Below are 24425 nucleotides of genomic sequence, written 5' to 3' on the forward strand. Positions count from 1 at the left end.
GCCCGTCCGCTCCTCACAGCGAGACGTTGCGACCGTCGGCCTTGTCGAAAATATGCAGCTTCTCAGGGTCCGGCTTCAGCCGCAGGATGCCGTCGCGCCCGAGTGCCTCGAATTCGGCCGCGCCAACGACACTGACGACTTTCTGACCGCCGAGATCGGCGTGCAGATAGACCTCGTGGCCCATGAATTCAGCATTGGTGAGTTTCGCGTGCAGCGCCGGGCCATCGACTTCTCCCGCCAGCGAAAGATGCTGCGGGCGGATTCCGATGACGGCATCTGCGGATCTCGCCGAAAGCCGTTGCTCCAGATGCGCACCGATGGGCAGCCGCTGGCCGGCGATAACGAATTCCGCGCCGTCGATTGCCACATCCACCAGGTTCATTTCCGGTGTGCCGATAAAGCCGGCGACGAAAAGATTGGCGGGATGGTTGTACAGCTCCTTCGGCGTCGCGACCTGCATGATGCGGCCGGCCTGCATGACGCAGATACGGTCTCCCATGGTCATGGCTTCCGTCTGGTCATGGGTGACGTAAATGACCGTCGAGGACAGGCCTTCCGCCTTCAGCTGACGGTGCAGATCGGTGATGCGCACCCGCATCGAGGCGCGCAGCTTGGCATCGAGATTGGACAGCGGTTCATCGAACAGGAACACGCCGGGCTTCTTGATGAGCGCGCGGCCCAGCGCCACACGCTGCGCCTGCCCGCCCGAGAGCTGTTTCGGCAGACGGTCGAGCAGCGGCTCGATTTCGAGAATGCGCGCGACATTGTCGATTGCCTTTTCGATCTCTGGCTTGGCGACACCGGCGATCTTTAGGCCGAAGGCGAGATTGCCGCGCACCTTCATATGCGGATAAAGCGCATAATTCTGGAACACCATGGCGATAGAGCGCTTGCCGGGCGGCAGGTCGTTGACGCGCTGGTCGCCGATCAGGATTTCGCCGCCGGTGATTTCTTCCAGCCCCGCCACCATGCGCAGCGTCGTGGATTTGGCGCAGCCGGAAGGGCCGACGAACACCATGAACTCACCATCCTCGACATCGAGATTGATGCCGTGCACGGCCTTGAAGCTGCCGCCATAGATTTTTTCGAGATTTTTAAGTTGAACGCTTGCCATTTTCAGCCCTTGACCCCGCCAGACGAGATCCCTTCAATGAAATACCGTTGCGCCGCGAAGAACACGATCAGCGCAGGCGCGATCGTCAGCACCGACATCGCCAGAATGCGGTTCCATTCGAAGGCTTCGGTGGTGTCGATGGAGAGTTTGAGCGCGAGGCTCACCGGATATTTGTCGACCGAGGACAGGTAGATCAGCGGCCCGAGGAAATCGTTCATCGTCCACATGAACTGGAACAGGCAGACCGAGATCAGCGCCGGGGCCAGCATCGGCACGACGATGTAAATCAGCGTCTGCAGGCTGTTGGCGCCATCCACCCGGGCGGCCTCTTCCATGTCCGATGGCAGCGAGCGCAGGAACTGCACCAGCATGAAGACGAAGAAGGCATCGCCGGCGAGCGCGGACGGCACCCAGAGCGGCAGGAAACTGTCCAGCCAGCCGAGATCGCGAAACAGGATATATTGCGGAATGCGGGTAACGACATTCGGCAGCAGCAGGATGGCGATGACCGAGCCGAACAGGACTTTCTTCAGCGGAAAATCGAAGCGGGCGAAGGCATAGGCCGCCATGGTGCAGGAAATCGCCGTGCCGATGACTTTCGGCAGGATAATCAGGAACGAATTCCAGAAGAACCGGCCGAATGTATAGGGCGTCGAAGTTTCCCAGCCGCGAATATAACCATCCAGCGTCGGGTTTTCGGGGATGAAGCCGGCGCCGGAGAAGATTTCCGAATTGGTCTTGAAGCTTGCGCCCACCAGCCAGATCAGCGGATAGAGCATGATGAGGCCGACCGCGAAGAGAAGCACGTAGCGGACCGAGGTAGAGACGAGCCTCAGCCGCGCCCGGCGGGCCGCCTGCATGTCGTTTAGGATTGCGATATCGGTCATGGCATCAGTTCCGCTTGTCGCCGGCGTAATAGACCCACTTCTTCGAGGACCAGAAGGCCACGAGGGTCAGCACGGTGATGATGGTGAAGAGCACCCAGGCGATGGCGGAGGCATAGCCCATGTTGAACTTCTTGAAGGCCTCGTCATAGATGTAAAGAGGCAAGAGATAAGTGGACTTCAGCGGCCCGCCCTGGGTGATGATGTAAGGTCCGTTGAACTCCTGGAATGCCTGAACCATCTGCATGATGAGGTTGAAGAAGATCACCGGCGTCAGAAGCGGCAGCGTGATGAAGAAGAATGTTCTCACCTTGCCCGCGCCATCGATGGCGGCGGCCTCATAAAGCGACTTGTCGATGGATTGCAGCGCCGCGAGAAAGATCACCATGGCCGAACCGAACTGCCAGCAGCGCAGCAGCGTGATGGTGAAAAGCGCATTGCCGGGATCGCCGAACCAGTCCACCGGCGACAGGCCGATGGCGGCCAGCGCCATATTGGCAAGTCCCTCGCTTGCGAAGATATAGCGCCACAGAACCGCAATCGCGATGGAGCCGCCGAGAATGGACGGCACGTAAAAGGCGGTGCGGAAGAAGTTGATGAATTGCAACTTATAATTGAGTATGGCCGCAATGAACAGCGCGAAGGCAAGCTTCAGCGGCACCGTCAGAAACACGTAGAACAGGGTAACGTTCAGCGATTTCATGAAGGTGCGGTCGCGGGTGAACAGCCGCTCGTAATTGGCCAGCCCCGCCCAGCTGGGATCGCTCATCAGATCGTAACGGGTGAAGCTGAGATAGAGCGAGCCGAGAAACGGGATGGCCGTGAAGACCAAAAGCCCGACGATATAAGGCGTCAGATATCCCAGCCCGAGGAAGCGCTGAGATTTCATAATGCTCCTCCTCGCGTCCCAGTGGAACGCGAATGACAGAATACAATTTCGTACAAGTGATTCTCCCGGAACGGCCGGCGGCACGCGCGTGATGGCACAATTTCTCGCCGCGACCGATCTCCTCCCTCATTGATACGGCGCGTAAAAGCAATTTATGCGGTGACAAAACCAAATTTCCGCGCCAAGGTGAATTAACAAAGACGAGGAAAAAGATGGACGAAATCGAAGGTGGCATTCTGTCGTCCGTTCCGCCTGCGGCGCTCAACCTCAACCTGACGCGCGCAACGATCAAGATGGAGCATTCGCGCACCTGGCAGATCGACAAATCCAACCAAGTGGACGATCTCATCATCTGTCTGGAAGGGCGTGGGCATTATCTCGTCGATGGCGAGGCGCGGGTGCTGGAGCCGGGTGACGCCATGCTGATTTTCCGGGGCCAGCGCTTTGTCGGCTGGAACGAGCAGGCCGTCACCTATCGCGGGGTGGCGCAGCATTTCACGCTGGATATTTACGGCCGCCACAACCTGATCGCGCAGATGGACCTGAAGCCCAAAGTGAAGCTGAGCCGCTGGCCGCTGCTGGAACCGCTGGTGCGCCACTACCGGCAGAGCGCCCCGCCCTCCTCCGTCACGCTTGGCCAGCACCATCTTTTCATGGTGCTTCTCATCGCCTTCATCGACGACGCTTTCCTCGGATGGGTGGACCGCCCGAGTTTCCAGCCGGAGGGGACGGAAGGCCTCGACCTTGCGGTGATGAAGGCGATCACCATGATTTCGGCCAATCCGCTCGACCCCGACATTGCCGGCCGGGCGACCGAGGCGGCTCCCTATAATCGCGACTATTTTCTGCGCGAATTCCAGAAACGGGTGGGACGGACGCCACGTAAATATCAGGAGTTCAAACGCATGGAACGCGCCATGCATTTTCTCGAGGCGGGGCTTTCGGTCTCGGCGGCGGCGGCCGAAGTGGGGTATGGCGATCCCTATTATTTCTCGCGCATGTTCAAACGGACATTGGGGTTAAGCCCACGCGACCATATGAACCGCATACGCCGCAGCCGGCACGGCAATCTCATGGCCTTTGACGAACACGAACAGCAGCGGCTGCTTGCCACTGAAACGGAAAAGGGCCCGGCATAGCGGGGCCTTGTTACGGTGGATTCCGGTCATCCCGGATTGACCTATGCCGCCGTGACTGGCGGCAGCTTGAACAACGCTTCCGGGTTCTCCACCAGCGCACGGTGGCGCGCCGCTTCATCCGGCAGCCAGCCGAGTATGAGTTCCGCAAGGCGGGCATCGTCGGGATAGGCCGCCGTTTCGCGGATGGAATTATGCGGCCAGTTGGTGCCCCAGACAATGCGTTCCGGCGCATGGGCGGCGATGACGCGCGAAAAGGCGGCGACGTCCTCATAGGGCCAGCTCTCACGCGAACTTTCGTAGACGCCGGCGAACTTGAACCAGAGATTGCCGCGGTCGATGAGTTTCAGAAGCGCCGCCATTTCCGGGCCATCGGTTTTGATGCCCTTGAAGAACTTGCCGTGGTGATCGAACACCCAGCGCGAGCGGATGTTCTGAAGGCGCGGCAGGTGATCGAGCAGCGTATTGCCGTCGAATTGCACCGCCACCATCCAGTCGGCCGCATGCGCGCGCTCGTCCACGGCTTCCAGCTCGGACAGGTTCACCGCGCCACCCGGCAGATCCATGATACGCGCACCGACGGCGCCTGCGGCGGCAAGCTTTTCTACGTCCTTTTCGGTCGTGCCAGCATCGATGATGACCACCGCGCGGGCCGCCTCGCCCATTTCCGCGACACAGGCGAGTGTGTTGCGGTTATCGCGCTGATGGGCGTTGCCCTGGGTGATGATGACCCGGTCGATGCCGAGCCATTGCATGAGGCTGCGATAATCCTCCGGTCCGGGCAGAGCGCCCGGCGGCAGGCCCGGTCCGCCCGGCAGGGCGGGATAGTGGGGCAGATAGAGATGCATCTGCGTATCGATGGCGCCTTTCGGGAAAGCGGGCCGAGGCGCTGTGCCGCTCAGTTTTCTGACAAGTTCGCTCACGGGTCTGGCATCCTGAATTCAACCAATGCGTCGCGGTCGATCTCTATTCCAAGGCCGGGGCCGTTCGGGATCGTGACGACGCCGTTTACCGCCTCTATCGGCTCGCTCAGCACGGCCTGCCGGAACGGATTATAGGTGCGGTCGAATTCCATGATCGGCTCGATGGGATTGACCCGCACCGGATCGGGCGTCATCGCCGCCATGAATTGCAGGGCTGCCGCAATCTGTACGCCGGTGCCCCAGACATGCGGCACAATGCGCACGCCGTGCAGCGTGGCGAGCGCCGCAATCTTCTGCGTTTCGGAAAAACCGCCGCAGCCGCAGAGATCGGGCTGGAGAATATCCACGGCGCCGGCGGAAAGCGCCTGCCACATGCCATAACGCCCGTGCCATGTCTCGCCGCCCGCAACCGGTATCGGCTGGCCGGCCCGCACCCGGGCATAAGCATCGAGCTGTTCGGGAACCACCGGCTCCTCGAACCAGTCGATACCATAGTCGGCGGCGCGGTTGCCGAGCGCGATGGCTTCGGTGACGGTGTAGCCGTGATTGGCGTCGATCATCAGCCGCATATCCGGCCCAATCGCCTCGCGCACCGCGGCGATGACGCGGAGGTCCTCCTCGATACCGAAGCCGATCTTGATCTTGCAGGCGTGAAAGCCGTCCGCCCGGCGATCCGCCATCTCCGAGGCGTTGTCGGAAACGCGGTCGACGCCATCGCGCTTGAAGCTGCCGGTGGCATAGGCCCGCACGCTTTCGCGCCAGCGCCCGCCGAGCAGCATCGAGATCGAAGCGCCATAATGCTTGCCCTTGATGTCCCACAGCGCGATATCGATGCCGGACAGGGCCGTGAGGCTGAGGCCGCGCTGGCCCTGATCGCGCAGGGCGTTATAAAGCACGGCCCAGATCTTCTCGGTCTGGCGCGGGTCCTGGCCGATAAGCCAGCCTGAGTAAGCCTTAACCACGGCGGCGTTGGGCCGCGCCGGGCCGAGGCATTCGCCCCAGCCGACGGTTCCGTCGTCGCATTCGATTTCCACCAGAATATGGGCGCGGCGATCAAAACGCATGGATGCGCTTTCGAACGGCGTGTCCAGGCAATGTTCGAGCAGATGCGTGCGCACCGCTGTGATCTTCATGGCTCCCCTCCCGCTTGTCTCGATCAGGCCTCCAAATCAGGCTTTGCGCTTGTGCGTGCCGATCAAGGCGTCGAGCATGCCGATTTCCTCATTGGTCAGGTCCTTCAGCGGCGCACGCACCGGACCGGCGTTGAAGCCCTGCAGGCGAACGCCGGCCTTGACGGCGGAGACGGCATAACCCTTGGCGCGGTTGCGGATCGCCATGAACGGATAGAAGAATTCCGTCAGAATACGCTCGCAGGTGGCGCGTTCACCGGCGCGCAGGGCGGCATAGAACTCATTGGCAAGGCCCGGCACGAAGTTGAAGACAGCCGAGGAATAGGTGGTGAAACCGGCGCCGAGATAGGCTTCGGCAAACAGCTCCGCCGTCGGCATGCCACCGAGATACATCAGGCGGTCGCCCATCTTGGCGGTGATCTGGCGAACGAGGCCGATATCGCCGGTGCCGTCCTTGAAGCCGACGAGGTTCGGGCATTCGTCGCAGAGACGCGCCAGCGTATCGGCCTGTAGCACGGAATTGTCACGGTTATAAACCATGACGCCGATGCCGACCGACTGACACACCTTCTTGATGTGGGCGTAAAGGCCTTCCTGCGGCGCATCGATGAGATAATGCGGCAGAAGCAGGATGCCGTCCGCGCCGACTTTTTCGACCGAGCGGGCGATATCGACGGCGATCTCGGTGCCGTAACCGCAGCCGGAAACGATGGCGGTTTCACCGGCCACATCCTTGGCGGCGGAAACGATGGTCGGAATTTCATCCGGCTTCAGCGAGAAGAACTCGCCCGTGCCGCCGGCGGCAAACAGCACCGGCGCTTTATAACCGGCAAGCCATTCGACATGCGCCCTGTAACTGTCCTGGGCGAAACGGCCCTCGGAATCGAAATGGGTGACCGGGAAAGACAACAGGCCGGAGCCGAGCGCCGCCTTGATTTGTTCAGGGTTCATGTTTGGTATTCCTTTGCAAATTCATTGACTGGAAGCCACCTAACCCGGTTGCCGCATGCTTGTCAACAATTCATCATACATGTTGTATGATGAATTGTCGAAATCTGTAACAGATCAGCGCGCCAGCCAGCCACCATCGACATTGAGAATGGCGCCATGCACATAATCCGCCGCCGGCGAGGCAAGGAAAACCGCCGCCCCGGCTATATCGTCGGAATGGCCCCAGCGGCCAGCCGGAATACGCTCGAGAATAGCCTTGTTACGGGCCGCATCCGCGCGCAGCGCTTCGGTATTATTGGTTTCGATGTAGCCGGGCGCAATCGCATTCACATTGATGCCCTTTGCCGCCCACTCATTCGCCAGAAGCTTGGTGAGGCCCGCGACGCCATGTTTCGCCGCCGTATAGGACGGCACGCGAATGCCGCCCTGAAAGGAGAGGAGCGAAGCGATATTGACCACCTTGCCGGACCGGCCTTTCGCCAGCAACTCTTTCGCAAAAGCCTGGGTGGTGAAAAACAGCGCCTTGAGATTGACATCCATCACCTCGTCCCAGTCGAGTTCGGAAAACTCGACGGAATCGGCACGGCGGATGATGCCGGCATTGTTGACGAGAATATCGAAACCGGTGCCGGCAAAACTGTCCTTCGCCGCCAGCGGATCGGCAAAATCGATAGACAATGCGCTGGCCTTGCCGCCGTCCCTGGCGATCATCTCCAGCGTTTCATCCGGCGCGCGGCGGGCGGCGCAGACCACCTCCGCGCCGGCAGCGGCGAGCCCCACCGCAATCGCCTGGCCAAGCCCCGTATTCGCGCCGGTGACGAGCGCCTTACGCCCCTGAAGCGAAAAGGGATTCTTCATTTCAGATCTCCCGGCTGGATGAAGTCCATATCGGTGTAATCGACATTGTCTCCTGCCATGGCCCAGATGAAGGTGTAAGAACCGATGCCGGCGCCGGAATGGATGGACCAGGGCGGGGAAATCGCACCCTCTTCATTCGAAATGAACAGATGCCGGGTCTCCTGCGGCTCACCCATCAGATGCAGCACGCGCGACTTTTCATCCATGCCGAAATAGAGATAGGCCTCCATGCGGCGATCGTGGATGTGGGAAGGAATGGTGTTCCAGACGGAACCGTCCTCCAGCATCGTATACCCCAGCACCAGCTGGCAGCTTTCCATGACCAGCGGATGGATGAACTGGTTGATGGTGCGCTTGTTGGAGGTTTCGGTCGCGCCGAGCTTGACCTCCTTGCTGTTGGCCAGTGTCACGAGCTTTGCCGGCAGGCTGCGATGCGCCGGGCAGGAGGTGATGTAGAATCGCCCTGCCCCGTCAAAGGTCACTGCGCCGCTGCCTGCGCCGAGATAAAGCACATCGCCGCGATTAAGGGTATAAATCTCGCCGCCGGCGCTGACCGTGCCGGTCTCGCCGATATTGACGATGCCCATCTCACGCCGGTCGAGGAAGGACGGCGTTTTGGTTTCTTCCACCTTGTCCAGCGTCAGCGGTGCACCGTTCGGCACCGCGCCGCCCATCACGAAGCGGTCATAATGGGTATAGATCAGCCTGATTTCGCCGGAACGAAACATGTCGTTGGCGAGGAAATGCCGGCGGAGCCCTTCGGTATCCAGCGTTTTTGCATATTCCGGGTTCACGGCCTGCCTTGTTTCGACGGTCAACATCAAACTCATCCTTCATGATTGTTGCGTATGGCACATAATATATGTTATCCGCTTTTTGTACGATCTGTATGACAAGGTCAAGAGGCATAGGCATATCTCGACCACGCCAGGGACGTGCAACGCTGAGGGAGAATGGCAATGAAACGGCTTCTTGTTACCGGTGCTGCGGGCCAGCTTGGCCGCGTTATGCGTAAACGCCTTGCATCGATGGCCGAGATCGTTCGCCTCGCCGATCTCGCCCCGCTCGATCCGGCAGGCCCGAATGAGGAATGCATGCAATGCGACCTTGCGGATGCAGACGCCGTGGATGCCATGGTTGCCGATTGCGACGGCATCGTTCACCTCGGCGGCATATCCGTGGAGAAGCCTTTCGAACAAATCCTTCAGGGCAACATCATCGGGCTTTATAATCTCTACGAGGCCGCCCGCGCCCACGGCCAGCCGCGAATTGTTTTCGCCAGTTCCAACCATACGATCGGCTATTATCCCCAGACCGAGCGGCTTGGTCCCGATGTTCCCTTCCGCCCGGATGGGCTTTACGGCGTTTCCAAATGTTTCGGCGAAAACCTCGCCCGCCTGTATTTCGAGAAATTCGGCCAGGAGACGGCGCTTGTCCGCATCGGCTCCTGCACCCCGGAACCCAACAATTACCGCATGCTGTCCACATGGTTCTCGCATGACGATTTCGTGTCGCTGATCGAAGCGGCGTTCCGCGCACCCGTACTCGGCTGCCCGGTCGTCTGGGGCGCGTCGGCCAATGATGCCAGCTGGTGGGACAATTCGCATCTCGGCTTTCTGGGATGGAAACCGAAGGACAATGCCGAGACCTTCCGGGAGCACATCGCCCGGACAACCCCAAAACCGGACCCGAGCGACGCGGTAGTCCGCTTTCAGGGTGGCGTGTTTGTCGACAACCCGATCTTCAAGGAGACGTGAAATGTCGCACGGACCTTTCCCGCTAAAAAGGCGGGATTGCATGCCAGGCCGCGAATGACGTATCGAGGAACGGTGCACGCAACCGACATTTTTTAGAACGGCGACCAAGATGACAAAAGCGACAAGCTCCGAACCGGCAGCTCCACAAGGCAGAACGCTTGTGGTGAAGGTTTCGGAGGAACTCCGCAGCCAGATCGCCAAGGGCCGTTACAAGACGGGCGAACGCCTGCCCTCCGAGGCGCAGATGACGCAGGAATTCGGTGTCAGCCGTACCGTGGTGCGGGAGGCAATCGCCTCGCTGCGATCCGACGGTCTGGTCGAGCCGCGTCAGGGCGCGGGTGTTTTCGTACTGGAACCCGCACCCACTGAGCGGCGTCCCTTCCACAATGTCGATCTTGCGCGCGTCTCGTCGCTGATCGAAATGCTGGAATTGCGCACCGCCGTTGAAGGTGACGCCGCCGGTCTTGCCGCCATTCGCCGTTCGCCGGCGCAGGAGGAAAAGATCATCGAGGCCTTCGATGCCTTCCGCGCCAGCGCCACCAAGGGCGTGCCGACAGCGGAGGCCGATTTCGCCTTCCATCTCGCCATTGCCGAAGCGACCAACAATCCCCGCTTCAGCGAGTTTCTGCAGGTGCTCGGCCCCACTCTCATTCCGCGCCGCGCCGTGGCCGAAAACGGCACGGAAACCGTGCTTTCGCCCGCCGATCTCGCCCGGCTCGTCGGAGAACACGAAGCGATCCTGATCGCGATACAGGACGGCGACGAGGAGGCGGCGCGCAGCGCCATGCGCAGCCACCTGAAAAGCAGCCAGACGCGCTATCGCTCCATGCTGCGCGCGCCGCGCTGAGACTACCTGTTTAAACCGTATTGCATGACTGAGGAGAACGATATGCAGCAGCTTCCGACCTTCCCCACCGTTTCCCCCGACGATGGCGTGGAGCGCACCGTGCTTTCCGAAGCGCCGGAACTGATGGTGGTCTCCTTCCGCTTCAAGACCGGCGCCGAAGGCAGGCTGCACAGCCATCCGCATGTGCAATCCACCTATGTCGCCAGCGGCAGCTTCCGCTTTTACCGCGACGGCGAGGCCTACGACCTTCAGAAGGGCGATAGCCTCGTCATTCCCGGCCATATCGAGCATGGCTGCCTGTGTCTGGAAGAGGGCGAGCTGATTGACTGCTTTACCCCGCGCCGCGACGATTTCCTCTGATCCGGCGCTCAGTCCGCCGATAAATCCCGCAGGGCGCGTGGCAGGCTGTTCATGCATTCTGCGCCGGAGGAGGTGACGAGGAACTGGTCCTCGATCATCAGCGCGCCCAGCCCTTCGCCATAAAACGGCGCTTCGAGCGCCACGACCATGCCGGGAAGAATGATTTCCGGATTGTCATGGGAAAAGAACGGCCATTCCTCAATGCCCACGCCACCGCCGACGGAATGGCCGAAATGGCCGCGATAATATTCGCTTAAACCTTGCTTGCGCATCGAGGCCAGCATGGCGGCGTGCACCGAGCCGAATGTATTGCCCGGACGAAGCGCTTCCAGCCCGCAGGCAAAGGCCGCTTCCAGCGCGCTGAAAATATCGGCGGCCAGTGGCGGGACCGGCCCCCACGAAAAACTCCGCGCGCCATCCGATGAATAACCGTCGACCAGTGTGCCGACATCGGCCTTGATAAGCGCACCCGGCGTGACAACCGCCGCCATATCCGACAAAGCGGGTCCGACGGATATGTAGTCCCAATGGCCGCTCAGCGAAAACCCGGATTTCGCGGCATGGGCCTGTGCGCCGGCCTTCCAGGCGGCAGAAAGCCCGCCGAGCGGCGCGCCGGGCCTGACGGCAGCGGCCATCGCGACCAGCCCGGCCTCCGCAGCCGTCGCCGCGCGCCTCAGAAGCCCTATCTCGCGCTCGGATTTCACGGCGCGCAGGCGACGCAGCACGGGCGATCCGTCAACCCAATCGACATCGGGCAGCGCCTGACGCAGCGCCCGAAAATCGGCGGCGGGCATGAATTCGAGGTCTGCGCCAATGCGCGCCGCCGTCAGCCCGCGCTCCCGCAGCAGGTCAGCCAGCAGGCCGAAACAGGCGTCGCGATCGAACGTCTCCGGCCTCGGACCACCGGAATTGTTGCGGCGGTAGGCATCGTCCACCTGCGCGACGGTTTCGGCGCCCGACAGATCGACCATATCGATCCAGATGCGATGGCAGCGCAGATCGATCTCCGGCGCGGCCCTTCTGACAAGCGGGGCTGCATGATCGCTGACGACAGCGGCAAGCCGAGCCCCGGCATCGGCCGGCACCAGCGCAATTGCCGAACCCGCCCTGCCCCACATGGTCGCGACACCGGCATGGGCGCCGACGGCATAACGGAAGGCTTCGGGCTGGAACAGCACCAGCGCATCCATGCCCGCTTCCCGCATCAGCTGCTGGGCACGGCTTCGGTCGATATCGCTCATGGGAACCCCGGTGATTGTTTGGCTGCAGGTTTATGAACCTACGCTTTAGCAGTCACCGGGAGAGGAAAGAAGGTGGAAGATGATGTCTCCATCCTGAGATTCGTCAGTTGGACCGAGCGGTTACCGCCTGTTTCTTCTCCCCGCCGGGGAGAAGTCCGCGGCAGCGGGATGAGGGGGCAAGGGTAGAGATAAACCGAGAGCTTGCCCCCTCATCCGACCCTTCGGGCCACCTTCTCCCCGGCGGGGAGAAGAAATATGCCGCAACGCCTTGCCCTATCCGAATGAGCGGCGGATAAATCCGCCGTCTCATTGTCTTTCACGCCTCCAGCCACTTCACCTGCTCGGGCGTCAGCCTGATATCCAGCGCCGAAAGACTATCCTCCAGCTCCGCAATCGTGCGCGGCCCGATCAGCGGAATGACCGGGAAAGGCTGGGCGATGACATAGGCGAGCGCGATATGGATCGGGTGCCGCCCGAGGTTTTGCGCAAGCTCGATCGCCCGGTCGCGGCGGACGAAGTTGCGGTCGGAATACCAGACGCGGACGATTTCCTCATCGTCATGCCTATCGCGCCCTGCCCTGTCCGTGAAAAATCCACGTCCCTGACTGGACCAGGCGAAATTGGGAATCTGGCGTGATTGCTGCCATTGCTTCCACTCGTCGTCCGATGCCGCGACGCAGCCCGCCCAGATGGGATCGAGCATTTCCGCCAGCGAGAAATTGTTGGAAAGCGCGGCCGGAGCCTGCTTGCCGTTCTTCGCAGCATAGGCGGCCGCCTCTCCATGCGCTCGCGCGTCCAGTTGGAACCGCCGAAAATGCCGCGAATGCGGCCGCGCCGGACTTCGGCATCCATGGCATCGACAAATTCGCCGACCGGAATGTCCAGATTATCGCGATGCATGAAATAGGCATCGACATAATCCGTTTTGAGCCGTTCAAGCGACTGATCGAGCTGTTTGGCGATCATATCAGGATAGCAGAGCGGCGAATGTGCGCCCTTGCCGATCAGCACGATCTCTTCGCGCGGCACGTTGCGGCTGGTGTGCCAGTCGCCGAAAATCGCCTCGGTCTTTCCTGCACCATAAACATAGGCCGTATCGAAGAGATTGCCGCCCGCCTCGTAAAAGGCATCCAGCGTCAGGGATGCGGAAGCGAAATTGGGGAAGAATTCGAAACCGAGCGCGACCACGGAAGCGGGTTTGGCAAGGCCCGGTATCTGCCGCTTGGGAACCGAATTTCCGGCAACGACCTTGCCGCCGGCAATATTGGCAATGCGCGACGTTGCTTTTTCAATGCTGTATTCGAGCCCGACGGAAGCCCGCCATTGATCCATGACACGCAGATTGCCGAGGCTGTCGGCCCAGGCCATGCCGGGTGCCGCGAATTCATGTCTGCCCTGGCGGATTGCCTCACCCGCTGCATCGACCTCGAAGGAATAAAGCCAGCGATCCTCCGGCAATTCGATGGTTTCGACCTTGTCGCCCCTGATGATATCGATCCGGCCGGTGCCACCCTTGTGGCCGGCGGCAAACCAGAAATCCTTGACCTCGATGCGCCCTTCCGAGCCGATGATGCGCAGCACATTGTCCTGCGCCGCCATGATCGAGCACGAGACTTCGGCGACGATGCCGTTTGCGAATTTCAGCACGGCCGAGGCCCATTCATCAACGCCCGACTGGCCGAGATGCGCCGCACCCGCAACCTTTTCCGGCTCGGCAAAGGGTTTTCCATCCACGGCACCGGCGATCATCCGCACCATGGAAACCGGATAACCGCCGACATCGAGAATGCCGCCGCCCGCCGTTTCATTGGCGAAAAGCCGGTGATCGGCCCGGAACGAACCCATGTTGAAACCGAAGCTGGAGCGGATGATGCGGATATCGCCCACCGCACGGGCTTTCACCAGCTCCAGCAGTTTCGCCGTCTGCGGATGCAGGCGATACATATAGGCCTCGCCCGCGAAGACGCCCGCCTTTTTCGCCTCGTGGAAAATGGCGTCGGCATCATAGGCGGAAAGCGCGATGGGCTTTTCCACCAGCACGTTTTTGCCCGCCCGGATCGCCTTGATCGCCCATTCGGCATGGCCGGTATGGGGTGTGGCGATATAGACCGCATCGATATCGGGATCGGCAAGCAGCGCATCGTACCCATGGATGATGCGCGCACCGGCGAAGGCCTCGGCAAGGCCGGGCTTGTCCGGATTGCGTGTGGCGATGGCCTCTAACCTGCCGGTGCGGGAATGCGCGATACCATCGGCAAAGGTTCTCGCGATGGTGCCCGGGCCGATGATGCCCCAGCGGATCGGTTGTACGGTCGTCATGAAATCCTCGTCCTTCATATCAGTCTTGGGTGCTTGGGAAAGGGTTCAGCGCAGGCGTTCGCCCTTGCTGTCGAAAAGGAAAGCCCTGCGGGCGGAAAGGCCGACCGTCAGCCGGTCGCGATTGCCGACATCGCGCGATTCCGGCCGCTCGATAATGAGCTGCTCGCCGCCTTCGGTCCGGGCATAGACATAGCTGGTATTGCCGAGATGTTCGGCGACATCGACATGAACGGTGAGATCGGCATCGCCCGCGCCCGCATCGGCAAAATGTTCGGGCCGGATGCCGAGCGACACCCTGGCTCCCTCGTTCAAACCGGTCGTGACCGGCAGGCTCAGCCGCACCGCAGAATCGCTGTCGAGGGAGAGCGTGACGCTATCGGCGCCGCTGCCGACGATGGTGGCTTCGAGAAAATTCATCTTCGGCGAACCGACGAAACCGGCAACGAAGCGGTTGGCGGGATCGTCGTAAAGATCGAGCGGCGCGCCGACCTGTTCGATATTGCCGGCCCGCAGCACCACGATCTTGTCGGCCAGCGTCATCGCCTCGGTCTGGTCGTGGGTAACATAGATCATCGTGGTGCCGAGCTGCTTGTGCAGCCGCGAGATTTCCACGCGCATCTGCACCCGCAATTCCGCATCGAGGTTGGACAGCGGCTCGTCGAACAGGAAGACCTGCGGTTCGCGCACGATGGCACGGCCGATGGCCACACGCTGGCGCTGGCCGCCGGAAAGCTGCTTCGGCCGGCGCTGCATCAATTCGTTGATCTGCAGAATTTCGGCGGCGCGGTTGACCCGCTTTTGCGTATCCGCCTTGGGGTTGCCGTTCATTCTAAGACCGAAGGAGAGGTTTTCGGCCACCGTCATATGCGGATAAAGCGCATAGGACTGGAACACCATGGCAATGCCGCGATCTGCCGGATCGGCATCGCTGACCGTTCTGCCACCAATCACGATATCGCCGCCGGAAATATCCTCCAGCCCGGCGATCATTCTGAGAAGCGTGGATTTGCCACAGCCGGACGGGCCGACGAAAACGACGAATTCCCCGTCTTTCACCTCGAGATTGGCGCCATGGATCACTTCCAGCGCGCCGTAACGCTTGACCACGTTGTTGAGCGAAAGTTCCGCCATGCGGCCCCCTTACTTGACTGCCCCGGCGGAAATGCCGGCGATGAAGTGACGCTGCAAAGCCACGAAAACCACGAGGATGGGTGCGGTGAGCAGCACCGCGCCGGCCATGATGCCGCCCCATGACACTTTGGTGAGCCCGATGAGGGTGCCAAGCGCCACGGGTGCGGTCATCATTCCTGGGCGGGAATTGATGAGAAGCGGCCAGAGGTAATTGTTCCACGAGGCCAGGAAGAGAATGATCGACAGCGCCGCCATGGTGGGTCGCGCCAATGGCAGGGCGATGCGCAGGAAGATCTGCCATTCCTTCACGCCCTCCACCCGTGCCGCATCGAAAAGCTCCGTCGGCATCATCGAGAAGGATTGCCGCATGAACAGCACGCCGAGCGAGTTGAAGAGCGGCGGCACGATCAGCGCCACCCAGGTATTGGCGAGCTTGAACTCACGCGCCACCATGATGAATTGCGGAATGACGACGACCGCGAAAGGCAAAGTGATGGTGCCGAGAATGATGGCGATTACCACCCCGCGCCCGGCGAACCGGTAACGCGCCAGCGCCCAGCCGGCCATCGACGTCAGCAACACCGAAAGAACCGTGTAGATGACCGCGACGGTGATCGAGATGAACATGGCCCTGAGGAAATTGGTATCCGCCTGCAGATTGTTGAAATTCTCGACGAAGTTGGTGGAGGGCACCAGCACGATATCCGGGCTGAAAATGCCGTAATCCGGCATGGTCGAAAACACGAACATCATCCACAGCGGAAACAGCCAGATGATGGCGAGCGGTGTCAGAGCCGCATGCAGGGCGATCTTCTGCCAGAAAAGCGATCTCGATTTCGATCTCATTTCGGCTCCCTCCCGACCCAGAGATTAAGCAGCGAAATGGCGATTGCGAGCGCCGCCATAGTGTAGGCAATAGCCGAGGCGTAGCCGAAATTAAGCGAGGTGAAGCCCTGGCGATAAAGGAACAGCCCCAGCGTTTCCGTGCCGCCGCCCGGCCCGCCCCTGTTGGTGATGAGGAAGGGTTCGGCAAACAGCTGCATGGTGCCGATGACCGAGAGCACAACGCAGAACAGGATGATGGGTTTGAGGAGCGGCAGGGTGATATAAAAGAACTGCTGGCGCTTGCTCACCTTGTCCAGCGTCGCCGCTTCATAGACATCGCCGGGGATCGATTGCAGCCCGGCCAGAATGATGATGGCGTTATACCCCGCCCAGCGCCAGGTCACCGCGATGATGACCAGCGCCATGGCCGCATTGGCATTGTCGAACCACGAGATAGGCGAAAGTCCGACTGACGTGATGAGCTTGTTGATGATACCGAAATCGGCGCTGAACATCAGTCGGAAGACAGCCGCATAGGCCACCTCGCCGACGACGACAGGCGCAAAAAAGGCAAAACGATAAAGCGGCCGCGCCTTCAGGAGCGGCGAGTTCAATAGCACCGCCATGACGGTGGCGAGCGCGATCATGACGGGCACCTGAATGACCAGAATGATCAGCGTATTGTAGAGCGCATTATAAAAGGCCGGATCGGAAACCAGCCGCCCCCAGTTCATGGAAGGCGCGAACCGCCACGGATTGATCCGCGTATTCTGGAACGACAGCATGAACGAGCTGATGATCGGCCAGACCCAGAAGGTGGCGAAGATCAGGAGATAGGGCGCAAGGAACGCATAAGCGATCCTGTTCCTGGACGGCATGACGACCTCCATGTGCCGGACGGTGGGCCGGATAAATGGAAAAGCTTGAACGAGGCCTGCCCCCGTTTGAGGGCGAGACCATTGCAAGGCGATGCGGCGTATTTCTTCTCCCCGAGGGGGAGAAGGTGGCCCGAAGGGTCGGATGAGGGGGCGACGTCAGCGATAGGCCGCACCCTCGCCCCCTCATCCCGCTGCCGCGGACTTCTCCCCCTCGGGGAGAAGAAATTCGTGGCACCCACTCGGTTCATAAACAGCCGCCGGCTTACTCCGCGACCGGCAAACCGGTGGCCGTTTCGATCTGCTTGGCCGCATCATCAAGCGCCGCTTTCGCATCGGGATATCCGCCAGCGAAATATTTCGTCTGCGTCGCCTTGTAGATCGCATCCGCATCCGACTGGAACGCCGTGCCACGGCTCGGCACGATCTTCGGCAGCGTGGCGAGAATATCGGTCCACACCGCCTGCCCGCCCCAATAGGCCTGCTTTTCCTTGACGAAAGGATCGTCGATGGCTGAGAGCAGCGAGGGAACGAGGCCGAAGGATTTCAGCATCGTCACCTGCCCTTCATTGGTGGTCAGCGCGTAGTCGATATATTTCCACGCGGCTTCCTTATGCTGGGATGTCGAGCTGATCGCCAGCGACGAGCCGCCGAGATTGGCGGCGTGCGGACCATCCGGCGTCAGGCTCGGCATCAGATAGACGCCCCATTTGCCGGAAAGATCAGGAGAGCCGGAACGAACCGTGCCTTCATACCAGGCGCCATACATCTGGCTGGCGGCCTTGCCGGCCGTATTGGCTTGGATTTTTTCATCCCAGATTGCCGCCGTGATGATGCCGGCGTCCTTCATTTCCTTGACCTTTTCAAGGGTCGCGACACAGGCGGGCTGGTTGATGGTGATGTTCTGGCCATCGGTCGAAAAGTAACCGCATCCCTGCTCATTGGCGATCATGCGAAACCATTCGCTATCGCCGTTGAAATCGGCCTGCGCCATGACGGTGCCGGGATTGGCGGCCATGACCTTCTTGCCGGCGGCGATGAAATCATCCCAGCTTTTGATGGTGGCCGGATCGACGCCCGCCTTTTCGTAGAAGTCGCGGCGATAGAACACCGCCACCGGACCGGAATCCCACGGAACCGCATAGGCGACGCCGTCAACCTCCAGTTCCGTGCGCTTGAAATCAGGGAAAAGCGCCTGTTTCTCAGGCGTATAGCCAAGCTCGGTCAGATTGGCAAAACAATCGGGAAAACGACTCCAGAACAGTTCCGCCTCGAAATTTTCAATGGTGACGATATCAGGAAGACCATCGCCCCCGGCTGCGCAGGCAGCCAGCGTCTTGTCAAAAACCTGATTGTTTCCAAGGTCTTCAACGACGATCTTGATATCCGGATTCTGCTTATTGAAGCCCTCTACCGTGGATTTCAGCGCGGAAGCCGCGACGTTCCAGCTCCAGATGGTGACGGTTTCCGTTTGCGCGAAAGCCGGGGCTGCGAGAAGCAGCATGGCCGTAGACGCGCCAAGAAATTTCAAGCACATTGAAAACCTCCCTTTTTCAATTGCCGTTCTTCAGCGAACATGGGCACATTAGCGGCGGCAAGAAATCTGTCTCGTAAAAAGGGAACATCGATTTGGCGGAAAGTAAGATTGCTGAAAGAGCCTTCTACCAGCCGGGTGCGAGCAGCATCGAAGGCATGCCGACGACGCTGCAGCTTTTTCACAATCATCCGCCCATCATGCTCAGGCCCCACTGGCACGCGCAGGTGGAAGTGAATTATGTCATGTCGGGATCGGTGCATTATCGCATGGGCGATCATGAACTCTCGCTCGAGGCCGGCCAGATGTGCATCTTCTGGGGTGGCCAGCCGCACCAAATGGACCATTCCTCCGACGATTCCTTTTATGCCGGCGCGCACCTGCCGCTCGTGCATTTCTTCCGCATGCGCCTGCCGGCCGCCGTCTCCAGCCAGTTGATGGGCGGTGCGACGATGGTGAGTGCCGAGACGGACAGGGCGGATGCGGAAAATTTCGGCCGCTGGTTTCGCTACGTCACCTCGGGCGATCCGGCAAAAGCCCAGCACGCGGTGGAGGAATTGCTGCTGCGGGTCGAGCGGATGTTTCTGGAGCCTTACTCCGTCATATCCTCGGCCATGAATGGAAAACGCAGACAGGATGACGAGGGCATGGCGCCCTCCATCGGCGTGGTGCGCATGTGCGACTTCATCGCCGCCAATTTTCTCGACGATATCGACGCGACGGAAATTGCCCGTGCCGCATCGCTGCACCCGAAATATGCGATGAACCTGTTTCGAAAATCCACCGGCATGACGCTGATCAAATATCTGACCCTGCTCCGGCTTTCGCGTGCGCAGGCGATGCTGATGACCGGCAAGGACAATATCCTGCAGATCGCCATGGAAAGCGGCTTCGGCTCCGTCAGCGCCTTCAACAAGGCGTTCCGCCAAATCGCCGGCATGTCACCTTCCGATTTCCGCCGTGACATGCGGGCGACTGCGGCTTAGGGTATTTCCAATGGAGCCGTACCGTAAGCAACCTACATGGTGCCGATGCGTCCCATCTCCACCCCTCATTCCTGTGCTTGTCACAGGAATCCAGCCGACGCGCGTCTGCGCGGCGGGAAGAGTCCTTTCAGCCCAAAGACTTGGGCTGGCTGGATCCCTGTGACAAGCACAGGGATGAGGAGCGTTAAGCCTAGTCTCCTATATCTTCCAAGTCGGAAAAAGCTCCCCCGCGCTGCCGCGCCGCCTGCCGATAGGCCCTTGGTGAACTGCCCAGCATTCGCCGGAACATGGTGGTGAAAGCCGGGATGTTTTCATAACCGGCATCCAGCGCCACATTCGTCACCGCTTCGCCGGCCGCCAGTCTCGGCAGGGAGGCGAAGATACAGGCCTGCTGGCGCCAGGTGACGAAACTTAACCCCAATTCCTTGCGGAACAGCCGCGTAAACGAGCGCCGGCTGATGCCCATGGCCGCCGCCCAGTCCTCTATCTCCACCCGCGCCACCGGCTTTTTCAGGAAATCACGACACAGCGCCGCCAGCCGCTCGTTATCGGGAAAAGGCAATCCGAGCGGCCGGTCCGGCAGGCGGTTGATCTCGTCCAGCAACAGCGCCCGCACCAGACCGCGCCGATGGAAAGCGGGTGGCTCATGCTCTTCGCCCAGCAATTCGGCAATCAGGCTTGAGGCGAGATCGGTGATTTCCACCACCCGCGGCACTTCCGCCTGAAACAAGTCGGGATGCACATAGATCGATTGCATTTCCACCGTCGATATGGTTTCCGACTCGTGTTCCAGGCCGGCGGGAATAATCAGCCCATGGCCGGGGGGTATCATCCAGCGACCATCGGCGGTGCTGACCAGAACCACGCCCCTGCGAGCATGCCAGATCTGCGCCCGCAGATGGCTGTGGACCGGTGCGCGATGTCCCTTGGCATAGGTGCGGGAAATCGCCAGCACCGGCTCGTTGGTGCCATCGATCAAATTCAGCATGTAGTTGTGGTCTTCGGCAGAAAAGGAGCCGAAGATCATGGAATTGTTTTTTGCCATTTGGCCCACTCACAAAGAAAATCGTCCAGAGCAAAGATGCAGGCCAGAAACAATATGAATAAAAGCGGGAAGAAATAAAGACATGTTTCCCGCCTTCCGCCGGGAACCGAAGAGGACTTCATCATGGCCACTGTTACCAGCGCCAGCACCAGCACCGGGTTCAATCCGCAACGCACGGCGTTTTCGATCATCGCAGCCGCCAGCTTCTGCCACATGCTGAACGACATCATGCAATCGCTGCTGACGTCGCTTTATCCGCTGCTGAAGGCGAATTACGCGCTCGATTTCATGCAGATCGGCCTGCTTACCTTCGCCTTTCAGGTCACCGCCTCGCTGCTGCAGCCGGTCGTTGGCATGGTGACGGATCGCTGGCCCATGCCGTTTTCCCTGCCCGTCGCCATGCTGTCCACCTGCGCCGGCCTCATCACGCTTGCTTTTGCCCATAGTTTCGAGGTTCTGGTGATCGGCGCCTGCCTCATCGGCATCGGTTCGGCGATCTTCCATCCGGAAGCCTCGCGCGTGGCGCGTCTCGCATCCGGCGGTCGCCATGGTCTGGCGCAATCCTTCTTCCAGGTGGGTGGCAATACCGGCACGGCCATCGGCCCGCTGCTCGCCGCCTTCATCGTCATCCCGCTCGGGCAGTCGAGTCTGAGCTGGTTCTCGCTGATCGCGCTCGTCGGTTTTGGCGTGCTTTCCTGGGTTGGCGTCTGGTACACCCGCCACCGCCGCGCAACGGTCGGCAAGGCGCCGGCCAGCCGCACCCTTCCCCTTGCCCGTGGCACGGTGATCATGACGCTTCTGGTGCTGGTGGTTCTGACCGCCACCAAGAATGCCTATCTCGCCAGCCTGTCCAGCTACTTCACCTTCTACACCATCGACAAGTTCGGCCTTGGCGTACAGGATGCGCAGGTTCTGCTGTTCCTCTTCCTCGGGGCTTCGGCGCTCGGCGTGTTCTTCGGTGGCCCGATCGGCGACCGTTTCGGCTCGCGCGTCGTCATCTGGTTCTCGATCCTCGGCGTCATTCCCTTCGCGCTGCTGCTGCCCTATGCCAACCTGTTCTGGACGGCCATTCTCGTCGTCGTCATCGGCTTCGTCTTCTCCTCCGCTTTCTCGGCCATTGTCGTGTTCGCGCAGGAACTGGTGCCGGGCCGCGTCGGCCTCATCGCCGGCATGTTCTTCGGTTTCGCCTTCGGTTTCGGCGGCATCGGCGCTGCGGTTCTGGGTGTTTATGCGGATAAGGAAGGTATCGAATTCGTCTACCGCATCTGCTCCTACATGCCGCTGCTCGGCCTGCTCACGGTGTTCCTGCCGAAACTGCCGAGCCACCGCTAAAAGCTGAGCCTTCAACGCTTTTCAACACGGCGGTCACCTGTGATACTCAGGTGACCGCCGTATTCCGTTGAGCAAAGCCCTGCCCATGCAAATCCCGATAAAATCGATCCTCGTTTTCCACGCCGCGGCAAGGGCAGGCAGCATTTCCCGGGCGGCGGAGGAACTGAGCGTCACACCATCGGCCGTTTCCCAGCAGATCCAGTTGCTGGAAGGCCAGCTCGGCACGACCCTGATGGCGCGAACCGGCCGCAAGGTGACATTGACCGAAGCGGGCGAACGCTATTTCTCGATGATCACCGCCCAGATCGAACAGATATCAGACGCCACCGACAGTATTCGCGGCTTCCGCTCGGTCACCACGCTGACGATCCGGGCGACGCCGACCATCTCCAACAAATGGCTGCTGCCGCGTCTCGGCTCGTTTCTGGAGGAACACCCGGAACTGGAAGTGCGCCTCGACGGCACCAACGAGCCGACGGATTTTTCCCAGGAACTTGTCGATATAGAGCTGCGCCACGGCGATGGCCGCTGGCCGGGCCTCTTCGTGGAAGGGCTGGTGGAGGAGGAATTCCTGCCGGTCTGTTCGCCGAAGTATCCCGGTGCGGGTAAATTTCTGCCCGAGGAATTGCAGAACCAGCGGCTGATTCATTCAGTCAAGGCGCAGGCGCAATGGAACCACTGGTTCCCGCTGGCTGGCGTGACAGCCGAAAAGCGCTGGCAGCGGGTCCTGTTCGACCGCAGCCACATGGCCATCGATGCCGCCGTTCTCGGCATCGGCGTGGCGTTGGAAAGCACCTTGATGATGGAGCGGGAGCTGCAGGACAAAATGCTGATCCCGGCCGTGACGGACGCACCGCGCATCAAGCTCGTCACCCAATGGATCGTCTGCCCGCATTCCCATCTGCGGCAGAGAAAAGTCATGCTGTTTCTGGAGTGGATGCGAAAACAACGCGACGAGTGGCGTGCCCGTCGCGTTGTCTGATTTTTCAGTTCCGTTCTTCCCGTTTCAATAAAGCCCCATCAGCCGTATCGGCCCGAGCGTCAGCACCGGGAAAAGCACCAGCGCGAAGATGGCGAGCGTCAGCACCGTCATCGGCGCCAGCGAACCGCGAATGACATCCTCGATCTTCATATTCGCCACCTGTGCCGCCGCAAACAGGCAGACCCCCACCGGCGGCGTCACCAGCCCGAGCGTCAGCGTCATAACAGTCACAATCAGGAAATGGATCGGATCGATGCCCAGCGCCTCCACCGGCGGCATCAGCACCGGGATGAGGATGAACATCGCCGGGATCGCTTCCATGAAGATGCCGATGATGAGCAGGAACACGAAGATGACGAGCATGCCGGTCATTGGCCCGAGGTTCATGGCCTTCAGGAGATCAGCGACCTGTTCCGGCAGGCCATCGAAGGTGAAGACCCAGGCGGCGAGCTGCGAGGTGGCGGCGATGAACAGGATGGTTCCCGAGATACGTGCCGTCGAGATCAGTATTTCCGGCAGCTCGCGTACCGGCAGGGTGCGGTAAACGATGACGCCGAGCACCGCCACATAAACCACCGCGATGGCTGCGGCCTCCGTCGGCGTGAACAGGCCGCTGGCGATGCCGATGATGAGGATCAGCGGCGTCAGCATCGGCAGGATGGCGCGCAGGCCCGTGACGACCACCAGGCGGAAATTGAACGGTGTCGGCGGATTGTAACCGTAATGCACCGAATAGAAGTGGTTGAAGACCAGAAAGGCGAAGGCGATGAAGAGGCCGGGCACCAGACCCGCGATCAGCAGCGTGCCGATCGACACATTAGCGATGGAGCCGGCAATCACGATCAGGATCGAGGGCGGAATGATCGAGGAGAGCGTCGAGGTGCAAAGCGTCATACCGACGGCATAACCCTTCGGAAATCCATGGCGTTCCATCGCCTTGATCTCGATGGCGCCGACCGAGGCAATATCGGCGACGGAGGAGCCGGAGACGCCGGAAAAGATCACCGATGAGATGACGTTGACATGGCCGAGCCCGCCGGGAAGCCAGCCGACCATGGCCTCGGCGAAATCGAAGATGCGCTCCGCCACACGCCCCCGTTCCATGACGGTGCCGACAAGGATGAAAAGCGGCACGGCGACAAGGAGGAAGGAGTTCATCGACGAGAACATCGTCTGCGACAGCAGGTCCATGGGCATGGAGGTGAAGAGCCACAGCGTGCCGACACTGGCGAGCGCCAGAGCGATGGCGAGCGGCACGCCGAGCATGCTGAGACCGAAAAAGGCGACGAGAAGAAAGACCGACATG

At 60.6% G+C, this 24425-nt stretch carries 22 protein-coding genes and 1 pseudogene; 7 read left to right on the forward strand and 16 right to left on the reverse strand.

Going from position 1 to position 24425, the window contains the following annotated elements; all coding sequences use genetic code 11:
- Positions 1-13: 13 nt before the first annotated feature.
- Genes L904_RS14675 through L904_RS14685 form a run of 3 tightly spaced genes read right to left on the reverse strand, consistent with a single transcriptional unit; the run spans position 14 to position 2887 of the window.
- Positions 14-1114, reverse strand: coding sequence for an ABC transporter ATP-binding protein (locus L904_RS14675; RefSeq protein ID WP_035264380.1), 1101 nt, complete (start codon positions 1112-1114; stop codon positions 14-16).
- A gap of 2 nt (positions 1115-1116) precedes the next feature.
- Complete coding sequence (locus L904_RS14680) at positions 1117-2001, reverse strand: carbohydrate ABC transporter permease (protein ID WP_020812252.1); 885 nt, start codon at positions 1999-2001, stop codon at positions 1117-1119.
- Positions 2002-2005: 4 nt separating this feature from the next.
- Complete coding sequence (locus L904_RS14685; RefSeq protein WP_020812253.1) at positions 2006-2887, reverse strand: carbohydrate ABC transporter permease; 882 nt, start codon at positions 2885-2887, stop codon at positions 2006-2008.
- Positions 2888-3099: 212 nt separating this feature from the next.
- Here L904_RS14685 and L904_RS14690 point away from each other — a divergent pair, with 212 nt between their 5' ends.
- Complete coding sequence (locus L904_RS14690) at positions 3100-4026, forward strand: AraC family transcriptional regulator (RefSeq protein ID WP_020812254.1); 927 nt, start codon at positions 3100-3102, stop codon at positions 4024-4026.
- A 41-nt stretch (positions 4027-4067) separates the two neighbouring features.
- On the opposite strand, the gene L904_RS14695 is transcribed toward L904_RS14690, so the two are convergent.
- The 5 genes from L904_RS14695 to kduI form a co-directional block, all read right to left on the reverse strand.
- Positions 4068-4946 carry an amidohydrolase family protein gene (locus tag L904_RS14695; RefSeq protein ID WP_020812255.1) on the reverse strand — a complete coding sequence of 293 codons (879 nt, stop codon included), beginning with the start codon at positions 4944-4946 and terminating at the stop codon, positions 4068-4070.
- Positions 4943-6079 (reverse strand): D-galactarolactone cycloisomerase, encoded by a 1137-nt coding sequence (locus tag L904_RS14700; protein WP_020812256.1) that lies wholly within the window; start codon positions 6077-6079, stop codon positions 4943-4945. Before L904_RS14700 ends, L904_RS14695 begins: the two co-directional genes overlap by 4 nt.
- Positions 6080-6115: 36 nt before the next feature.
- Complete coding sequence (kdgD, locus tag L904_RS14705) at positions 6116-7027, reverse strand: 5-dehydro-4-deoxyglucarate dehydratase (RefSeq protein ID WP_003522686.1); 912 nt, start codon at positions 7025-7027, stop codon at positions 6116-6118.
- A gap of 114 nt (positions 7028-7141) precedes the next feature.
- Positions 7142-7885: a 2-dehydro-3-deoxy-D-gluconate 5-dehydrogenase KduD gene (kduD, locus tag L904_RS14710; RefSeq protein WP_020812257.1), complete on the reverse strand. Its 744-nt coding sequence runs from the start codon at positions 7883-7885 to the stop codon at positions 7142-7144.
- Positions 7882-8706, reverse strand: a complete 825-nt coding sequence (kduI, locus tag L904_RS14715; protein ID WP_020812258.1) for a 5-dehydro-4-deoxy-D-glucuronate isomerase — start codon at positions 8704-8706, stop codon at positions 7882-7884. The genes kduD and kduI overlap by 4 nt, the downstream gene beginning before the upstream one ends.
- Before the next feature lie 138 nt (positions 8707-8844).
- Here kduI and L904_RS14720 point away from each other — a divergent pair, with 138 nt between their 5' ends.
- From L904_RS14720 to L904_RS14730, 3 genes are all read left to right on the forward strand, one after another.
- Positions 8845-9642, forward strand: coding sequence for an NAD(P)-dependent oxidoreductase (locus L904_RS14720; protein ID WP_020812259.1), 798 nt, complete (start codon positions 8845-8847; stop codon positions 9640-9642).
- A 109-nt stretch (positions 9643-9751) separates the two neighbouring features.
- Positions 9752-10489 (forward strand): FadR/GntR family transcriptional regulator, encoded by a 738-nt coding sequence (locus tag L904_RS14725; RefSeq protein WP_020812260.1) that lies wholly within the window; start codon positions 9752-9754, stop codon positions 10487-10489.
- Between the two features lie 42 nt (positions 10490-10531).
- The gene (locus L904_RS14730) at positions 10532-10849 is read left to right on the forward strand and encodes a cupin domain-containing protein (RefSeq protein WP_003522691.1); all 318 of its coding nucleotides are present in this window, start codon (positions 10532-10534) and stop codon (positions 10847-10849) included.
- Positions 10850-10857: 8 nt separating this feature from the next.
- Here the strand turns inward: L904_RS14730 and L904_RS14735 are convergent, their stop codons facing one another.
- From L904_RS14735 to L904_RS14760, 6 genes and pseudogenes are all read right to left on the reverse strand, one after another.
- Positions 10858-12090: a Xaa-Pro peptidase family protein gene (locus L904_RS14735; protein WP_020812261.1), complete on the reverse strand. Its 1233-nt coding sequence runs from the start codon at positions 12088-12090 to the stop codon at positions 10858-10860.
- Positions 12091-12406: 316 nt separating this feature from the next.
- Positions 12407-14409, reverse strand: a pseudogene (locus L904_RS14740) (aldo/keto reductase).
- 45 nt (positions 14410-14454) lie between these two features.
- Positions 14455-15540, reverse strand: a complete 1086-nt coding sequence (locus tag L904_RS14745) for an ABC transporter ATP-binding protein (protein ID WP_020812263.1) — start codon at positions 15538-15540, stop codon at positions 14455-14457.
- Positions 15541-15549: 9 nt separating this feature from the next.
- Positions 15550-16386, reverse strand: coding sequence for a carbohydrate ABC transporter permease (locus tag L904_RS14750; RefSeq protein WP_020812264.1), 837 nt, complete (start codon positions 16384-16386; stop codon positions 15550-15552).
- Complete coding sequence (locus L904_RS14755; protein ID WP_003523586.1) at positions 16383-17243, reverse strand: carbohydrate ABC transporter permease; 861 nt, start codon at positions 17241-17243, stop codon at positions 16383-16385. Before L904_RS14755 ends, L904_RS14750 begins: the two co-directional genes overlap by 4 nt.
- A 262-nt stretch (positions 17244-17505) precedes the next feature.
- Positions 17506-18777, reverse strand: a complete 1272-nt coding sequence (locus tag L904_RS14760) for a sugar ABC transporter substrate-binding protein (protein ID WP_020812265.1) — start codon at positions 18775-18777, stop codon at positions 17506-17508.
- Positions 18778-18863: 86 nt separating this feature from the next.
- Here L904_RS14760 and L904_RS14765 point away from each other — a divergent pair, with 86 nt between their 5' ends.
- On the forward strand, positions 18864-19760 hold the full coding sequence (locus L904_RS14765; protein ID WP_196248047.1) for a helix-turn-helix domain-containing protein: 897 nt from the start codon (positions 18864-18866) through the stop codon (positions 19758-19760).
- Between the two features lie 190 nt (positions 19761-19950).
- Here the strand turns inward: L904_RS14765 and L904_RS14770 are convergent, their stop codons facing one another.
- Entirely contained in the window at positions 19951-20805 is an 855-nt protein-coding gene (locus L904_RS14770) for a helix-turn-helix domain-containing protein (protein WP_020812267.1), read from the reverse strand.
- 123 nt (positions 20806-20928) lie between these two features.
- Here L904_RS14770 and L904_RS14775 point away from each other — a divergent pair, with 123 nt between their 5' ends.
- Positions 20929-22137, forward strand: coding sequence for an MFS transporter (locus tag L904_RS14775; protein WP_020812268.1), 1209 nt, complete (start codon positions 20929-20931; stop codon positions 22135-22137).
- An 85-nt stretch (positions 22138-22222) separates the two neighbouring features.
- Positions 22223-23119, forward strand: coding sequence for a LysR substrate-binding domain-containing protein (locus tag L904_RS14780; protein WP_020812269.1), 897 nt, complete (start codon positions 22223-22225; stop codon positions 23117-23119).
- Positions 23120-23143: 24 nt separating this feature from the next.
- On the opposite strand, the gene L904_RS14785 is transcribed toward L904_RS14780, so the two are convergent.
- Complete coding sequence (locus L904_RS14785) at positions 23144-24424, reverse strand: TRAP transporter large permease (protein ID WP_020812270.1); 1281 nt, start codon at positions 24422-24424, stop codon at positions 23144-23146.
- Position 24425: the final 1 nt, after the last annotated feature.

The sequence above is a fragment of the Agrobacterium sp. LY4 genome (assembly GCF_001526585.1).
Lineage (GTDB): Bacteria > Pseudomonadota > Alphaproteobacteria > Rhizobiales > Rhizobiaceae > Agrobacterium > Agrobacterium leguminum.

What these genes read in the sequence shown, in the direction of transcription:
- L904_RS14745 (WP_020812263.1), bottom strand. Translation starts at nt 15,540, where the DNA reads ATGGCGGAACTTTCGCTCAACAACGTGGTCAAGCGTTACGGCGCGCTG.
- L904_RS14730 (WP_003522691.1), top strand. Translation starts at nt 10,532, where the DNA reads ATGCAGCAGCTTCCGACCTTCCCCACCGTTTCCCCCGACGATGGCGTG.
- L904_RS14785 (WP_020812270.1), bottom strand. Translation starts at nt 24,424, where the DNA reads ATGTCGGTCTTTCTTCTCGTCGCCTTTTTCGGTCTCAGCATGCTCGGC.
- kduD (WP_020812257.1), bottom strand. Translation starts at nt 7,885, where the DNA reads ATGAAGAATCCCTTTTCGCTTCAGGGGCGTAAGGCGCTCGTCACCGGC.
- L904_RS14750 (WP_020812264.1), bottom strand. Translation starts at nt 16,386, where the DNA reads ATGAGATCGAAATCGAGATCGCTTTTCTGGCAGAAGATCGCCCTGCAT.
- L904_RS14780 (WP_020812269.1), top strand. Translation starts at nt 22,223, where the DNA reads ATGCAAATCCCGATAAAATCGATCCTCGTTTTCCACGCCGCGGCAAGG.
- L904_RS14735 (WP_020812261.1), bottom strand. Translation starts at nt 12,090, where the DNA reads ATGAGCGATATCGACCGAAGCCGTGCCCAGCAGCTGATGCGGGAAGCG.
- L904_RS14770 (WP_020812267.1), bottom strand. Translation starts at nt 20,805, where the DNA reads ATGGCAAAAAACAATTCCATGATCTTCGGCTCCTTTTCTGCCGAAGAC.
- L904_RS14755 (WP_003523586.1), bottom strand. Translation starts at nt 17,243, where the DNA reads ATGCCGTCCAGGAACAGGATCGCTTATGCGTTCCTTGCGCCCTATCTC.
- L904_RS14690 (WP_020812254.1), top strand. Translation starts at nt 3,100, where the DNA reads ATGGACGAAATCGAAGGTGGCATTCTGTCGTCCGTTCCGCCTGCGGCG.
- L904_RS14760 (WP_020812265.1), bottom strand. Translation starts at nt 18,777, where the DNA reads ATGTGCTTGAAATTTCTTGGCGCGTCTACGGCCATGCTGCTTCTCGCA.
- L904_RS14685 (WP_020812253.1), bottom strand. Translation starts at nt 2,887, where the DNA reads ATGAAATCTCAGCGCTTCCTCGGGCTGGGATATCTGACGCCTTATATC.
- L904_RS14775 (WP_020812268.1), top strand. Translation starts at nt 20,929, where the DNA reads ATGGCCACTGTTACCAGCGCCAGCACCAGCACCGGGTTCAATCCGCAA.
- kduI (WP_020812258.1), bottom strand. Translation starts at nt 8,706, where the DNA reads ATGTTGACCGTCGAAACAAGGCAGGCCGTGAACCCGGAATATGCAAAA.
- L904_RS14700 (WP_020812256.1), bottom strand. Translation starts at nt 6,079, where the DNA reads ATGAAGATCACAGCGGTGCGCACGCATCTGCTCGAACATTGCCTGGAC.
- L904_RS14720 (WP_020812259.1), top strand. Translation starts at nt 8,845, where the DNA reads ATGAAACGGCTTCTTGTTACCGGTGCTGCGGGCCAGCTTGGCCGCGTT.
- L904_RS14680 (WP_020812252.1), bottom strand. Translation starts at nt 2,001, where the DNA reads ATGACCGATATCGCAATCCTAAACGACATGCAGGCGGCCCGCCGGGCG.
- kdgD (WP_003522686.1), bottom strand. Translation starts at nt 7,027, where the DNA reads ATGAACCCTGAACAAATCAAGGCGGCGCTCGGCTCCGGCCTGTTGTCT.
- L904_RS14675 (WP_035264380.1), bottom strand. Translation starts at nt 1,114, where the DNA reads ATGGCAAGCGTTCAACTTAAAAATCTCGAAAAAATCTATGGCGGCAGC.
- L904_RS14725 (WP_020812260.1), top strand. Translation starts at nt 9,752, where the DNA reads ATGACAAAAGCGACAAGCTCCGAACCGGCAGCTCCACAAGGCAGAACG.